A 15,329-nucleotide genomic window follows, 5' to 3' on the forward strand; every position below is an offset into this window, starting at 1 on the left:
CTGAATATAATTCATAATACAAGTAATTCTTTGATAATATTACAAATAATTAACAGTAATACAGACACTTAGTTATTAATTTAATAAATTGTCTTATTTAGAATAAATATGAATTTACTATTGGGATTTGTAAACCTTAATCAAAACGATAATTGCTATTAGAATACCTAACACCTCTATTATGTTTCCTATGGTTAAAAGTTCTATTCCATAAGGCCAATGTTGAATTTTAAAAAGTGCCCAATGATTGTAACCGTGAGAACAATCAAAAAATAATAATAGTAAGAAATATTCTTTTTATTAGTTCGCGTAATTATTTAAAATAAACTCTCAATAATCTTTTCATCGGTAACACCTTCTGCTTCTGCTTTGTAGTTTTTAATGATTCTATGTCTTAGAATGCCTGTAGCTATAGCTTGAATATTTTCTATATCTGGAGAAAACTTTCCATGTGATGCAGCATGAGTTTTAGCAGCCAAAATTAAATTCTGAGACGCTCTTGGTCCTGCTCCCCAATCCACAAATTCTTTTACAATATCTGCGGCTGTATCCGCTTTAGGTCTTGTTTTGCTGACTAAGGATACTGCATATTCAACAACATTATCCGCAACTGGAATACGACGAATAACATTCTGAAAATCTATAATCTCTTGTGCCGTAAATAATGCGTTTACAGTTTGTGTAATATCTGTTGTTGTTGCTTTTACAACATCGACCTCTTCCTGAAAGGATGGATATTCTAAGTTAATAGCAAACATAAAACGGTCTAATTGGGCTTCTGGTAAAGGATAAGTTCCTTCTTGCTCAATTGGATTTTGAGTAGCTAACACAAAATAAGGTAAGCTTAACTTATATTGATGACCTGCAACAGTAACAGCACGCTCTTGCATAGCTTCTAATAAAGCAGCTTGAGTTTTTGGTGGTGTTCTATTAATCTCATCCGCCAAAATGATATTAGCAAAGATGGGACCTTTAATAAATTTAAACTGACGGTTTTCATCTAAGATTTCACTACCTAATATATCACTTGGCATTAAATCTGGTGTAAATTGAATACGCTTAAAGTCTAATCCTAAAGCTTGAGCAATTGTATTTACCATTAAGGTTTTTGCTAAACCTGGTACTCCGATTAATAAAGAGTGTCCACCCGAAAAGATCGAAATCAATATCTGATTAACCACATCATCTTGTCCAATAATTACTTTAGCAATTTCTTGTTTAAGCGCTGTGAATTTCTTTACAAAGTTTTCAATTTTAGCAACGTCAGACATATTCTATTGATTTTTTAACCAGTTACTTTGAAATTCACAACCTCTATACTCACCATTAATCTTAACGTAAGTATCTATTATTGTTTCTCTTTGCCATTTTTCAATAGCCTTAATTTGCTTGTCTTGTAAAGCTAATTCTTTAATTTTTAAATAATCCCTTGAAAAGTCTGCTTCGTGATCATCTATTCTATCTGTAACGGTTAAAATCTTAAATTTTATTCTATTTATACGATCTTCATCTTGTAAGACAGGGCTTATCTCACCATCCTTTAAATCTTGAATTTGAGAATATAACTCTGGTTCCATTCTTGTCAATTCAAAATTAAAATCTTGAGTTGTAGGATTAACTAACTGACCACCTTCATACTTTGTTTCTTTTTCATCACTGAATTCTCTAGCAGCTTCAGCAAAAGTTAAAGTACCATCAGCTATTTTAGCTCTTACTTCTTTAATTTCATCTTCAGCCTTTTTTACAGCATCTTGAGTTAGTTCTGGTCGTAATAATATGTGTCTAACATCATATTCTTGCCCTCTAATTTTTTCTAGCAAAATAATATGGTATCCAAACTCGGTCTCAAAAGGTTCTGAAATTTCGCCTTCTTGTAATGAAAATGCGACATCTCTAAATTCTTTTACCATCCTAGGACGTTTTCTATTAAGCGTATACTTTCCTCCTGTAGATTTAGAAGTCGTATCATCTGTGTAGAATAATACTTTAGTTGTAAAACTAGATCCATTTTCTTCGATGTCTGTTTTAAACCCTTTTAACTTATCAACTACAGCTTGCTTTGCTTCTTTTGTAACTTCTGGTATAACAACAATTTGAGCCAACTTAAGTTCAGTACCAAAAGTTGGGCGCTCTTCTTTTGGTATATCATTAAAAAACTGTCTTACCTCTTCTGGAGTTACTTCAATTTCTTCAGTAACTTTCTTCTGCATTTCTTGAGCTAAATATCCATTCTTGTTAATTTCATACATTTCATCTCTTAATGCTTGTTCAGAATCTTTTTTGTAGAATTTAAGCATGCCAGCCATATCTCCTTTGGTCTGTGCTAAAATTCCTTGAATCTGTTGATCTACGAGTGATTGAATATATAACTCATTAACTATAACACTATCTTGTATTGCTTGATGTGCATATAATTTTCCTTCTAACAAACTACCAAAAAGCTCGCAACGTGTTATACCTTCTAAATCTGCACCTTGAGCTTCCAACTGCGCTATTTCTCTATCTAAGTCCGATTCTAAAATTATAAATTCACCAACTACAGCAGCTACTCCATCTGCTTTGATACGCGATTCTTTAATTATAGTATCTTGTGTTTTTTCTAATTGTGGTTTTTCATCATCAATAATTTCTTGAGCGTTAGAAAAATTGAATGAAATAAAACAAATCAATAAGATTGTTTTAGTTATAGATTTGAAATTGATTGTTTGTAATGGCATCTTTTGTAATATCATTTTCTAGTTGCTTGATGAGCTCTAATTTTCTCTTGTTTATAACAATTTTTTGTATAGAAGTATTGACGTATTCTAAAGGTGCATAATTATTTTGTAATCGTACGTCATTAACTTGCATCAAATATAGGTTTAATGAATCTTTGAGCTGTAAGAAATTAGTTTTTTTTAACAGTTGATTTTTGTTTTCTAAGCTTACTACAGGAATTTTTTCAACCACTTGACTATATTTTATCCAAATAGAATCATTTAATGAATAAGACTTAAACTGAACAGAGATAGAATCTAAATACACTTTATCTTTTGTTTCAAATCGTTTAAGCCTTGTCTTAATTGTATCTAAGTCTATAGAGTTTAATGGTAAGTTTACATATCTAAACTTTAATAAATCATCATTAAGTTTAAAAGATTCTTTATTCGCTTCATAAAAGATCTTAGATTCCTCAACACCTACAATTGTGTCGATATTCTTTTTAACCAAACCTTCTAAATATGCCTTAGTGTAGAGATCATTTTTGTATTGTTCCACAAGTCTAGAGAATTCGCTTTGTTTGTCTTCTGAAAGGTTTAATAAAGCCCCATCCATTAAAAGTAATTGTCTTGCCCAACGATTAATGAAGGCATTTACTAAAATAGTGCTATCTTGTCGTGAAGCCCCTTCAGGCACTACATCTTCAATATCTTCTTGGTACAAATAGGTCTCATTTACCCTAGCTATAGGCCCACGATCATCCGTTTTTTTAAAAAAATCGCAGCTTAATAATAAGAGACAGATTACTAATATGTATATAGATTTTCTCAAGGTATTTAGACTAGTTTCCGATTTTAGTTTTTATAGCTTTTAATGTCTTTTGGTTAACCTCAACACTAAAACGGTCTTGAAGATCATTAATCCAATTGGCCTCTATTTCAGTTTGATAATCATTAATAACACTTCCTCTAGCTTCATCCAAAGTTTTATTACCTGCTGGCAAAATAGATTTCACATTTATAACGTGAAATGCTTCGTTATGCTGATACACTTTTGACACACCATTTTTCATCACAAAATTAGCTGGTAACTTTGGATCCTTAGCATCAAAAATCCCTTTTGTAAATATGACGTTTTGCTTGTTTTCTGTATTCAAAGTTTTAGTAATCTCATCTTCAGAATTTCCTTTCTTCATCATCTTAAGAATCTTCTTCATATTGGATTTGTCTGCTGAAGATGCTATTACAACATCAACTCTATCTTGCCATTGATAATTAGACTTATGCTTATCGTAATACGCTTCTAATCCTGTTGTATCTTTAGATGCTTTATTCCATACTTCTTTCTCCATTAAATCAAATAACAAAAGTCCATCTCTATACTCTTGAAGAATGTTTGCAAAATCTTTATTCTCTAATTCCAAATTATCTTCTCTGTAACGAAGAATTGATTTTTCAAAAAAATCATTAAATTCTTTATCTATGACTAATGGAGCTGGTTTGTTTTTACCTACTAAAAGACGTTGAGCAGATAACAATTGACGAGCAAAATCTGCATAAGTAAATGATCTGTTATTTATAGAAAAAACAACATTGTCTTTCTGTAAATCTTCTGGTAATCCCCAAGCACGTTTAAAAAATTCAGCATTAACCAAAGATTCAAAGTAAGGTTTAGCTTCATCATTATATAGAATTCGGTAACGATCTTTAAGCTCATCAACCATTGCTGCATTAATCAGTTTAGAACGAGAATCGCGTTTTACTCTAGTTTCTAAAGATGCCTTAACATCTTTAAAATCTTCTACAGGTTTATGACCTAAACGTTTTATTATGTGCCACCCAAAAGCACTTTCAAAAGGTGCACTAACATCACCATTATTTTCAAGATTAAAAGCTGTATTCTCAAATATTTCTGAACTCAATTGCCCACTCTTGAAAGGTGTTAGCTTTCCTCCATTTTTAGCAGAACTTTTATCATCTGAAAACTGCTTTGCTAAAGCTTCAAAGCTTTCTCCTTGGGTTAGTTTTTTATAAATATCTTTAATTCGTTGTTCTGGATCTAATAGAGAATCTGGCTGCTTAGAATTTATCATAATATGAGCCGCTGTTATAGTTCCTCTAGAAGCACGGTTTTCTAAAATATTTACAACATGGAATCCAAACTTTGTTCTAAAAGGCATCGAGATTTCCCCTTTTGGAGTGTTATAAGCAGCATTTTCAAAATCGTAAACCATTTTAAATGCAGAAAAATAACCCAAGTCTTCTAAAAAAATGTTGCTACCATCGTGCATTTCTGCTTTTACCTTATCAAAACCTTCCTTTAAAACACGATCTCTTAAGGTCAAAACCTTATTGTAAGCTGCTGTAGTATCTGTAGCTGTTTCGTCTAAACGAACTAAAACATGAGATGCTTTTATATCTATATTACTTCGATCATAAGCTTCTTTTACTAAATCTGCTGTTACTTTGTTTTCTGATAGATAATTTTTAGTCAATTGTTTTTTATAGTTTAAAAACTCACGTTGGTATTTTACGTCTTCGTCTAATTTTAAGCGTCTCGCTTCTTTTAGTTTTAATTGGTATTCAGTGAATAGTTTTAAATAACCATCAATATCTTTCTGGCTTTCATCTTTTACCAAATCTAAGTTTTTGTTGTAAACACGTAAAAACTCAGAAGACATTATAGGAGTCCCATCAACCTTTAGAAGCACAGCATCTTTATCTTGAGAAAAACAAAAATTTAGTGCTAACAACACTACAAACAAAAATTTAAATTTAATACGCATAATCTATTCTTATTTATATACTAGTCCTTGCAAAAATTCACTTTTTTCGAAGCAGAGCAAAAATAACATAAATCCCTTATTTCACAAGTTGATTAGCTTACATTATTCAATATCTAACGCAACTTTAACCGTAAAAATCGTACCAAAGTAAACTTCTACCATCATTACATATAATTTGAACAATTAAAAACGTATAAACGTCGATAATATTAATCTATTGCTAGCTTGTTTTATACTTTTACATAAATTCTCTTATAATGAAATATAAAACGGAAATCCTCATAAAGAAGCCAATCCAAGAAGTGATACACAAAATGGATTCTGCCGATAACATGAAACATTGGCAAGAAGGCTTAGTTGGTGCTGAGCATATTTCTGGTTTACCTGGTCAATTAGGTGCTAAAATGAAGTTAACTTATGATTTTGGTCAGCGTAAAATGGAACTAATAGAAACCATTACAAAACAGAATTTTCCTCGTGAATTCCATGCTACATATTCTACTAAGGGAGTTCGCAATATTCAGCAAAATTATTTTGAAAGCACTGCTAATGGTCATACTAAATGGATTGGAGAAAACGAATTTCAGCCTACTAATTTTATGATGAATGCAATGTTGTTTTTAATGCCTAAAGCATTTAAAAAACAAACAAAAACCTATATGATAAACTTCAAAAACTTTGTAGAACAGGGAATTTCAGTAGCCAATGCGTAAACTAAAATTGATTTGGGATTTTAGAGGACCTGTTGGTCAAAAAACTGCAGAACATCACTTAATTCATTTAAAAGAATATATAGCTGAAAATTCAGTCAACATATCAATTACTGGTATTGAGACTTTAAGTGATATGCATAGCTTGGCCTATTTGGTTGTTGACGAATCTGAAATGAAACCCATTAGGGATGCCTTAAAACCTCACAGAGGTCAAGTTTATTCTCAAGATTAGAATAAACGTTTAAAAAATGACTGAATAAATCGCTTTGGTGGTACAGATAGGATAATCTTTAAATCTTCCGACAACGTAGATTCTTCGTCTAAAAATTTAAAAATAGTTTTCACATTACCTTTTCTAAACATAGATGAGAACAGTGCAGACCCTTCTTCATTATGCTTGGCTAAAACATCTAAAAATATTAAATCATAAAACCAAAACTTCGTTTTCTTATGAAACTTAGATAAGTCACTTTCTTGCTTTAAAAAATTGACTAATTTTTTTGTCTTTTTAGATGTATTCCTAAAGGTATAACCAGTACTTGCTTTGGTCCATCCTCCTGCTGTACCAATATTTAAAATATGCTTAGAGTTTAATTTTGAAAACTTAAAGGATGTCATTGGTATTGACCCTTTCTCTTTTTCAATAATCTGAATATCAGATATGTTTTTCTTATTTAAATAACTTATTATAGAATTCTCATAGTCAACATCTTTCAATAACTCTTTTGAAAATAAAGTGTACTCAAACAAAGCAGTTCTCTTATCAATTGGCAAAACATACATAAAACGTGTATTTCCGTTTTGAGGTACAGTGAAATCCATAAATGTAGCTACAGAATCGTCAAAAGTATCTTTGCTAGTTTTTACAAACCAACCCAGAAAATGTTGCTGAATAACAGGATACTCTTTTTGGCCTTCATAAACCTCTGTCTTAAGTAAACTATTAAAAAGTTTAGCACAATTATAAGTACCATTTATAGTATTTACTTGAACACCACTTTTTAATTCTGAAAAACTATCTACAGTATCTTCTACAAAAGTGATATTAGATTTAGAATTAATAGCCATCCAAAGTGAATTATAATAGGCTTCGCTTCTAATCATTTTGTATGCGTATGGTGAAATATTTATGTTACTAGAATAAGCAGAACTACCAAAAAAAATATTTGGCCATGTTTTGGTTAATAAAGCATCCCACTCACCTTCTCCATCTTCCCAAAAACACCAGGTTCTGTCATTGCCTTTATCCTTTACTTTATCCATTATTAAAATAGATTTATCATCAAAGAAAACATCTTGAGACATGCGATATGCTAATGTTAAGCCTGAAGCTCCTGCACCTAAAATGATGTAGTCGTAATTTACCATTTAACTATAAAATTCAGTAACGAAGATAAGATATATCCTTATCTAGTTTTTCAAAAAAAAGGACTAACTTGTATTATAATCTAAAATCATAGACAATGAGAATTATACTAACCTTCGTTTTATTATTTAATTCATTGCTTGTTTTTAGTCAAGATTACAAATCTGAAATAACTGAACAACCTTATATTGAGGTTACTGGAACAGCAAAAAGAGAAGTAATTCCTGATAAGATTTTCTTAACTATAACTTTAAAAGAGAAAACCGTAGATAGAAAAAATTATACGATTATTGAGTAAGAAAGTGCTCTGAAATCAATTATAATATCTCTAAATATTGGTATGGATAAACTATCTTTATCAGATTCTAACTCAGAGATATTTTACAAGCGACGAAAAGAAAAAGGTATTGTACTATCTAAAGAATATATATTAGAAGTTAGAATTGAAGCCGTTAAAGCAGCAAAAGAAAAAGCCAAATATTTACTAAATGCTATTGGATAAGAATTAGGCTCTCCAATTGTAGTAACCGAGAGAACAATTCCAAATAGAGTAGTTCAAATTTTAATAGCAACTCAGCTTATTTTTTAGTAAAAGAATTTGAGGGTTTAAACTTTAAAACCATAGAGATTAAATTTTCTTATTACATTAAATATGTAAAAAAAGAAAAGATATAAACTCAATTGTTAATGATTTGACTTTTTTAAGAATAAAGAGATTTTTAACTCCTCAAGAATTTGTCTACCTAGAATAATTAGGAGCTTCTTTAGTAATAGTCACATCATGTGGATGACTTTCATTAATACCACTTGCTGTTATCTTTACAAAGCGACCATTTTCCTTTAATGTTTCAATATCTTTTGCACCACAGTAGCCCATACCAGCTCTAAGTCCTCCGATAAATTGATGAATACTTTCATATAATTCACCTTTATATGGCACACGACCAACTATACCCTCAGGTACTAGTTTTTTAATATCATCTTCTACATCTTGGAAATAACGATCTTTACTTCCTTGTTTCATAGCTTCAACAGAACCCATACCTCTGTAGGATTTAAACTTACGTCCTTCGTATATAATCGTTTCACCAGGACTCTCTTTTGTTCCTGCTAAAAGCGAACCTAACATTACAGTATCTGCACCTGCAGCAATAGCTTTTGGAATATCACCAGTATAGCGAATCCCACCATCAGCAATTACCGGAACTCCAGAACCTTTTATAGCAGCGGCCACTTCTAGTACTGCAGAAAACTGAGGAAAACCAACACCAGCAACAACTCGTGTTGTACAAATTGACCCTGGACCAATACCAACTTTAACAGCATCTGCGCCAGCTTCTACCAAATATTTAGCAGCTTCGCCTGTTGCAATGTTTCCTACAATGACGTCTAAATTTGGGAATTGTTGTTTTACTGATTTTAATATCGTTACTACACCAACGGTATGACCATGTGCTGTATCAATAACAACAGCATCAACTCCCGCTTTTACTAAAGCTGCTGCTCTATCTACAGCATCGCCTGTAACACCAATTGCAGCTGCAACGCGTAATCTTCCGTAGCTATCTTTATTTGCATTTGGTTTCTGAGTCACTTTAGTAATGTCTCTAAAAGTGATTAATCCTGCAAGTTTATCTCCTTCTAAAATGAGTAATTTTTCAATTTTATTAGCTTGTAGAATCGCTTCAGCATCTTTTAATGACGTTCCTTTTGGCGCAGTGACAAGGTTATCACCAGTCATTACCTCAACAATTGGTCTATCGTTTTGATGTTCAAAACGTAAATCTCTATTAGTAACAATACCTTTTAAAATCTTATTTTCATCAACTATTGGAATACCTCCAATACTGTGCTCTCGCATTGCATTTTTAGCATCAGCAACAACAGCATCCATTGGTAAGGTTACAGGATCCAAAATCATTCCGCTTTCGGCACGTTTTACACGACGAACCTTTCTGGCTTGCGCTTCAATCGTCATATTTTTGTGCAGTACACCAATACCACCTTCTTGCGCCATAGCAATTGCCATTTTACTTTCGGTAACTGTATCCATAGCAGCCGAAACCACAGGAATATTAATAGTAATATTTCTTGTGAATTTTGTTTGAATATTGACTTCGCGTGGAAGAACTTCTGAAAATGCTGGAACTAATAGGACGTCATCGTAAGTGAGTCCTTCCCCTAAGATTTTATTTTCGTGTGCTTTCATTGCAATTGTGATATAATTGCATGCAAATCTACGCTTTTTATTTCATATAAATTAGCTTAAGTCTCTTATAAGATTATCTAAACTGTTAGTTAATTTATATTATAAGTTTTTCTAACTTTTCTGGCCCAAGCTATTAAAGCCACTTTTTCAGATTCAGTGATACCTCCATGTAACAAATTATAAGATTTTAATGGCATTTCATTGGCTTCAATTTCCTCTATAAGCTCATCTAATTTGTGGTCTTTTTTCTTAATGCTATAGCTTTCCCATTGAGATACGTTAAAATGCTCAATACCTTCTTCAACATGATCTGCAATAAAAAAAGATACTGGTGCTACTTCTGAGTACCAAGGGTAAGTCGTTTTATTACTGTGACAGTCGTAGCACTTACTACTAAAAACAGCCTTTACTTTAGCAGGCATCTCGGTCTGAGACTCAAATACCGCGACATCTCTATTTTCAGCATTATTCTTCTCTGGTCTATAGAATTGAATTAGAATTAATGCGATTAATAATACTATGAGTATTTTTTCAAATATTTTCATCATTGAATAGTTTTAAAATTTAATTTGAAGTGTTGTATAAAAGTTTCTAGGTGCTGATGGAATAATTCCTGGTCCAGGATAACCTGTTGCGCGTCTTGTAAAGTATGCGTTATCTAATACATTATTTACACCAGCTTCTAACTTAAAGCGTTTATAAGAATATGATAATGATAGATCAAGAATATCATATTCAGGAATTTCCCCAATGACACCACTAATATTAGAATCTACCGAATTTGTAGCATCAGTAAATTGGCGACCTAAATAGGTGTATTGTGCATTTACCATTAGATTTTTATAACCAAATCGTAATCCTGTTTTTAAATTTAAATCTGGTACAAACTCTACTTGATTTCCTTCAATTCCTGATTGATCTGAATTGGTATATTCAGATTTTATAAAGGAGGTATTAATAAAGTAATTTAAGCTAAAGTCGTTATTCATTTTAAATACTTTTTTCAAATTAAAATCAAACAAAGATTCTATGCCATACATTACGGCATCACCAATATTACCACGCTCGCTAATGACGCGTCCATCGTCCAAACCTTTTTGAACAAATCCAATTCTGCGGTTATAGAATAAGCCGAACACACCAAGGTCATACGATACAAATGACTTATAATTTCCACGAACACCTAAGTCAATGGTATAGCCTTCTTCGTCTGTTATATCTGGATTTATAGCAAATGCTGGATTTATAATGTTTATATCTGAAAATGTTACCGAACGGTAATTTTGAGATATATTTCCGTAAGCCTCCAAACTTGTATTTGGTTTATAGCTTAAGCCTAATCCTAGCAACAAGAAATTACGTTCAAAATCGCGATTATCCTCAACCGTTTCGTCAAAAATGACGTTACCAGCAGCATCTGTATTAATACGTTGATAAAACCCATCACTTTCAGTTTTTATATATTCGAATCTAAAGCCAGGAGTTACCGAAAACTTATCATTTAAATAGAAAATGTTCTCTCCAAAAATTGCAACGTTTAAATTAGGAAAATCAAAATTAGATTGGTCTGGATAATTTAGGAATTCGTCTGTTCTGATATTAAAATCAGGACCAATACCATCAGAACCTGGACCTTGTTGCTGACTATTGCTAGCATTATAATATTTAGAACCTATCAAAAACGTAGCTTCTTTATTGAAGACTTTATATTTACTCAATAAACGGGCTTCAAATCCAAAATTATTAAAATCACCTTTTATTAAATCGCGTTCGGTTTCCGGGTCTACTTGGTCTACTCTATTAGTTCTAAAACCTAAAGCATTTCTGTTGGCATTTAAACCAAAGAAGTTGAACGTAAAATTAGTTTTTTCAGAAAACTTGTGTGCGAATTTTAAATTGTACAATAGCCAATCAACTTCAAACCAGTTTCGTGCTCTATTACTTTGATATGGATTGTCGTTAAACTGATTATCTGTTAATCCACCTGCTTGTTGTGCTAAATAATCGAGATAGGTTAGCTCAGCAGTTAATGATGTTTTGTCATTAAATTGATAACCTATATGAGCATATATATTTTTAGATTCAAATTCTGAATTTGGTCTAAATCCATTACCTTTCTTATAATTAAAAAACGTGTAATAGCTCCACTTATCTTTTGTACCACTTATACTTGTAAAGTTGGTATATAACTCAAAGCTTCCGAGTGTATTTCTTGTAATTAACTCAAACGGTTTATTAACATTCGGCTCTTTCATCACAAAATTAATGAGTCCACCAAACTGTGTTCCGTATTGCAAAGATGCTGCACCACGTATCACTTGAATTTCTTTCAAACCTTCTGCAGCAGCCGCATAGTAACTTTCAGGATATCCCAAGACATCTGCGCTAATATCATAACCGTTTTGTCTCGTATTAAAATTAGATGTTCTATTAGGATCTAAGCCACGACCACCAATATTAAGTTGTAAACCTGCATCATCATTTTGATAAATATTTAATCCTGCAACTTGACTATAAATTTGCCTTGCATTGTTAGTTGCCAAATTTGCCATGGATTGTTCTACTAAAATAACTTCTGTCTTTTTACCAGCATATATGGCAGTTTCTTCAACATCTCTTAACCGTGTTAATTCAAAAACTTTAGTTTTTATGGCTGTAATTTCTACTGCTGTTAATTCTTCACCTAAAGGGTCTAAAGTTTGATTTAAAACCATATCACCATCAATAGTAATTGGTACTTCTTTAATCTGAAACTCATAAGAAAAGAAAGCTAAAGTTATAACCGACTTTTGAGTTATAAACTCGTAATAACCTTTGTCATTTGTTGTTGCTAATCGTCCTGAAGCCTTATCATAAACTTCAACATTATCAAGAGCTTTTCCTGACGCATTGGTTACAACACCTGACACTTTTTTTTGCGCTTGCAAACTAAATGTTATTACTAAAAAAAATATGAGTAAACTATAGTCCTTTAATTTCATCCTTAAATGGTAAAATCCAATGTTTTGGTTTCAATGATTCTGTTTGTTTGAGTAAATCTATTTCTGAGTCTATGTAAGGTTCACTCGATCTTCCGTTAAGCGCAACATAACTGTCAATATAAATCTCAATATTTTGATGGCCTTGGGACTTAAAATGTTGTTCTAAATACTTAGCATATTCTAAAATAAAATCGGGTTGAGTACTCATTTGCTTTTCTTGAAATGGTGTTAAAAAATCTAAATTATTAACAGAAAATGAATTCCCTGTTTCAGAATTAACAACCTTAAACTCTGCATAACCCGCTTTTTCCATAAGCATTACACGCCAAGAGAATCGATAACCTTCTTCTGTCCAAAATAATTCGTTAGGATACAATAGATAACGAAACGGCAAAAGTAACTGAATAACAAAAAATACAGTTAAAATTGGCAGAATTATCTTTCTATATGGAAGTGTATAATTCGAGATTTGTAGTTTCACAGATTTTAATTTCAAAAAACTAAAAAGCGTTTTAACCACATTCAAAATAAGCTCATGAACTTTATAATCAAAGAATATTAATGTACCAATGATCATTACGTAAGGAAACATTCCGATAGGAAACAATACTCTTGTAAATACGTGAAAAAACACAACTACTATAAAAGCATAAATTCGTGTGCGTTTATAGAGTAATAAAAATGGAATGGTTAAATCGTAAAGCATTCCTGACCAACTCATAGTCATATGAAACCAATTTTGTTGCATTAAAGTTTCACCAATAAACGGTAAATCGTATTTAGAGGGAAGCCAGATTTTTAAAGGCATAGCTTTAAACAGCCAATCACTATTTATCTTGGCCAAACCTGCATATACATAAACAATACCCAATAATAATTTTATACTATCTATAGTCCATTTTGGGATTTGTAAACTTTGTTTTTTTCTAATTAAAGCATCCAGAGAAAAGTAAGCGTTTGCTGGCAAAAAACACATTAAAAAACTCAATACACTTATAAAATAATAGTGGTTGAGATATGTGGTTTTATCCATTAACTCAATAAAAGTAAAGCTTAAAAAAAAGGTAATGACAGCAATTCTATACTTTAGACCTAAAGCCACAAAAAGAGCTGAGAATCCGCAAATAATGAAAATGAGATAGGTGTGACTGCCAATTGGTTTTATCCATTCGAATCCATAATACGAAAAATGAAATTTTGGCTCTAAATATAATTTTTCTATCCAACCATAAGACCAAAACCTAATTATGCTTGCTAACATCATAATACCAAAACCTATTCTAAATACAGCTAATGGTGCCGCATGAGTCTCTGTATTTAAGTATGTTCTTAGTTTATTTGGCATATAGCAAAAAAAAGGATTCTCTTTACTGAGAACCCTTGTGAATGTCTTATATATTTTTAATCGCCATCAGCATCGACATAATCAACACTAATATTTAAAGCTTGTAGCATATCAACTTTTAATAATACAACAGCCATTTGCAAAGCATCATAAGCTTCAGTCATTTTTGTGTTATCGGTATTTATCTGATCGGTAAAACTATTATCTAGCGTATTAATTTTTGACTGCGCTGTATTGAATTGATTATTAATGAGTACACTTAAATCTTCTGCATTCTTAATAGAATTTAAATAATCTAAATACGAGGCCAGGCCTTCTCCGCTAGAACTGTTATTATAAGAACTACCATTGAAAAAATCTTTAACTGCCGTCAAAGCCTCTGTTGCTAGAGCCTTAGAAATATCGCTTCTATAAAAACCTTCTACCTTATCTGGTAAGGGAGTTGTAGAAAAGTTACCTGCAGGAATACCAATCTTATTTGCTCTTAATCCTTTTTCATAATAAAACATAAAGTCATTCACTAACTTGTTTATTGAGCCTGTTGCTGTATTATTTGAGTTATCAATAAAAGTTTGTCTGTAAGTTGACCAACTAGAATTAACATCTAAAGATAATGCCTTCATTTGATCAACTAAATCTGATAAATAAGCTAAGTATTTAGAAGTATCTGCATCTATAGTGTAAAAATTTAGAATATCATTATCGTTATTTGAAAGACCATATAGCATGTAATCTAAAGCAGGAAAACCAACCGCATCATTATTATTCACATTAGCTAAATCGTAATTCTGAGATTGAATATTATTTTGTATATCATTTACATTAGTAGGATAGATATTCATTTGAAAAGCAAAATTAATCTCTTCAGCTCTACCAATATTAAACATTTCGGCTGATTGCCAAACTTGGTAAGCACTATACCAAGAACTTCTTAAGGCATCTAAGTTAGATTGATTTGGTGTGCTTATAAAAGCATCTTTTTGCGCTACCAAATCAGTAAGTTTTGTATTTAAATCTTGATAAATTGGCACAATAATATTATCTGCCCAATTCGTTAACATCGCAGTTCTATCAAAAGACATTGGCATTCCATCGTCTGTTCCACCATCATCCGAAGAACTGCAGGCAACGATTATAAAACCTATCGCTAAAAGAACTATTCCTTTTTTTAACATAACTATTTTTTTTCTGTTGCAAAGATAAATAAGCATAAGCTTTCAAACTAATAAA

At 31.6% G+C, this 15,329-nt stretch carries 15 protein-coding genes; 4 read left to right on the top strand and 11 right to left on the bottom strand.

The window, feature by feature from the left end; genetic code table 11:
* Window positions 1–117: 117 nt before the first annotated feature.
* From WPG_RS18925 to WPG_RS00230, 5 genes are all read right to left on the bottom strand, one after another.
* Window positions 118–228 (bottom strand): hypothetical protein, encoded by a 111-nt coding sequence (locus tag WPG_RS18925; RefSeq protein ID WP_410529698.1) that lies wholly within the window; start codon window positions 226–228, stop codon window positions 118–120.
* Between the two features lie 89 nt (window positions 229–317).
* The gene (locus WPG_RS00215) at window positions 318–1,271 is read right to left on the bottom strand and encodes an AAA family ATPase (RefSeq protein ID WP_045467833.1); all 954 of its coding nucleotides are present in this window, start codon (window positions 1,269–1,271) and stop codon (window positions 318–320) included.
* A 3-nt stretch (window positions 1,272–1,274) separates the two neighbouring features.
* On the bottom strand, window positions 1,275–2,732 hold the full coding sequence (locus WPG_RS00220; protein WP_084221485.1) for a peptidylprolyl isomerase: 1,458 nt from the start codon (window positions 2,730–2,732) through the stop codon (window positions 1,275–1,277).
* A complete protein-coding gene (locus WPG_RS00225) occupies window positions 2,680–3,531 on the bottom strand; it encodes a hypothetical protein (RefSeq protein WP_045467836.1) in 852 nt (283 codons plus the stop codon). Before WPG_RS00225 ends, WPG_RS00220 begins: the two co-directional genes overlap by 53 nt.
* Before the next feature lie 10 nt (window positions 3,532–3,541).
* A complete protein-coding gene (locus tag WPG_RS00230; RefSeq protein WP_045467839.1) occupies window positions 3,542–5,485 on the bottom strand; it encodes a peptidylprolyl isomerase in 1,944 nt (647 codons plus the stop codon).
* A 257-nt stretch (window positions 5,486–5,742) separates the two neighbouring features.
* Between WPG_RS00230 and WPG_RS00235 the strand changes: the two genes are divergently transcribed.
* Both WPG_RS00235 and WPG_RS00240 read left to right on the top strand, forming a co-directional pair.
* Window positions 5,743–6,198: an SRPBCC family protein gene (locus WPG_RS00235; protein ID WP_045467841.1), complete on the top strand. Its 456-nt coding sequence runs from the start codon at window positions 5,743–5,745 to the stop codon at window positions 6,196–6,198.
* Window positions 6,191–6,430 carry a hypothetical protein gene (locus WPG_RS00240; protein WP_045467844.1) on the top strand — a complete coding sequence of 80 codons (240 nt, stop codon included), beginning with the start codon at window positions 6,191–6,193 and terminating at the stop codon, window positions 6,428–6,430. The genes WPG_RS00235 and WPG_RS00240 overlap by 8 nt, the downstream gene beginning before the upstream one ends.
* Here WPG_RS00240 and WPG_RS00245 read toward each other — a convergent pair.
* Window positions 6,427–7,566, bottom strand: coding sequence for a lycopene cyclase family protein (locus WPG_RS00245; protein WP_045467846.1), 1,140 nt, complete (start codon window positions 7,564–7,566; stop codon window positions 6,427–6,429). The genes WPG_RS00240 and WPG_RS00245 overlap by 4 nt on opposite strands.
* Before the next feature lie 95 nt (window positions 7,567–7,661).
* Between WPG_RS00245 and WPG_RS18010 the strand changes: the two genes are divergently transcribed.
* Both WPG_RS18010 and WPG_RS18130 read left to right on the top strand, forming a co-directional pair.
* A complete protein-coding gene (locus WPG_RS18010) occupies window positions 7,662–7,862 on the top strand; it encodes a hypothetical protein (RefSeq protein ID WP_144374387.1) in 201 nt (66 codons plus the stop codon).
* Window positions 7,863–7,904: 42 nt separating this feature from the next.
* On the top strand, window positions 7,905–8,066 hold the full coding sequence (locus tag WPG_RS18130; RefSeq protein WP_171817138.1) for a hypothetical protein: 162 nt from the start codon (window positions 7,905–7,907) through the stop codon (window positions 8,064–8,066).
* A gap of 237 nt (window positions 8,067–8,303) precedes the next feature.
* Here the strand turns inward: WPG_RS18130 and guaB are convergent, their stop codons facing one another.
* The 5 genes from guaB to WPG_RS00270 form a co-directional block, all read right to left on the bottom strand.
* On the bottom strand, window positions 8,304–9,773 hold the full coding sequence (gene guaB, locus WPG_RS00250) for an IMP dehydrogenase (protein ID WP_045467848.1): 1,470 nt from the start codon (window positions 9,771–9,773) through the stop codon (window positions 8,304–8,306).
* 89 nt (window positions 9,774–9,862) lie between these two features.
* A complete protein-coding gene (locus WPG_RS00255) occupies window positions 9,863–10,321 on the bottom strand; it encodes a heme-binding domain-containing protein (RefSeq protein WP_316929964.1) in 459 nt (152 codons plus the stop codon).
* Between the two features lie 9 nt (window positions 10,322–10,330).
* Window positions 10,331–12,754 carry a TonB-dependent receptor domain-containing protein gene (locus tag WPG_RS00260; protein WP_045467851.1) on the bottom strand — a complete coding sequence of 808 codons (2,424 nt, stop codon included), beginning with the start codon at window positions 12,752–12,754 and terminating at the stop codon, window positions 10,331–10,333.
* The gene (locus WPG_RS00265) at window positions 12,735–14,099 is read right to left on the bottom strand and encodes an HTTM domain-containing protein (protein WP_045467853.1); all 1,365 of its coding nucleotides are present in this window, start codon (window positions 14,097–14,099) and stop codon (window positions 12,735–12,737) included. Before WPG_RS00265 ends, WPG_RS00260 begins: the two co-directional genes overlap by 20 nt.
* A 56-nt stretch (window positions 14,100–14,155) precedes the next feature.
* Window positions 14,156–15,274 carry an imelysin family protein gene (locus WPG_RS00270; RefSeq protein ID WP_045467856.1) on the bottom strand — a complete coding sequence of 373 codons (1,119 nt, stop codon included), beginning with the start codon at window positions 15,272–15,274 and terminating at the stop codon, window positions 14,156–14,158.
* Between the last annotated feature and the right edge of the window lie 55 nt (window positions 15,275–15,329).

Source organism: Winogradskyella sp. PG-2 (genome assembly GCF_000828715.1).
Lineage (GTDB): Bacteria > Bacteroidota > Bacteroidia > Flavobacteriales > Flavobacteriaceae > Winogradskyella.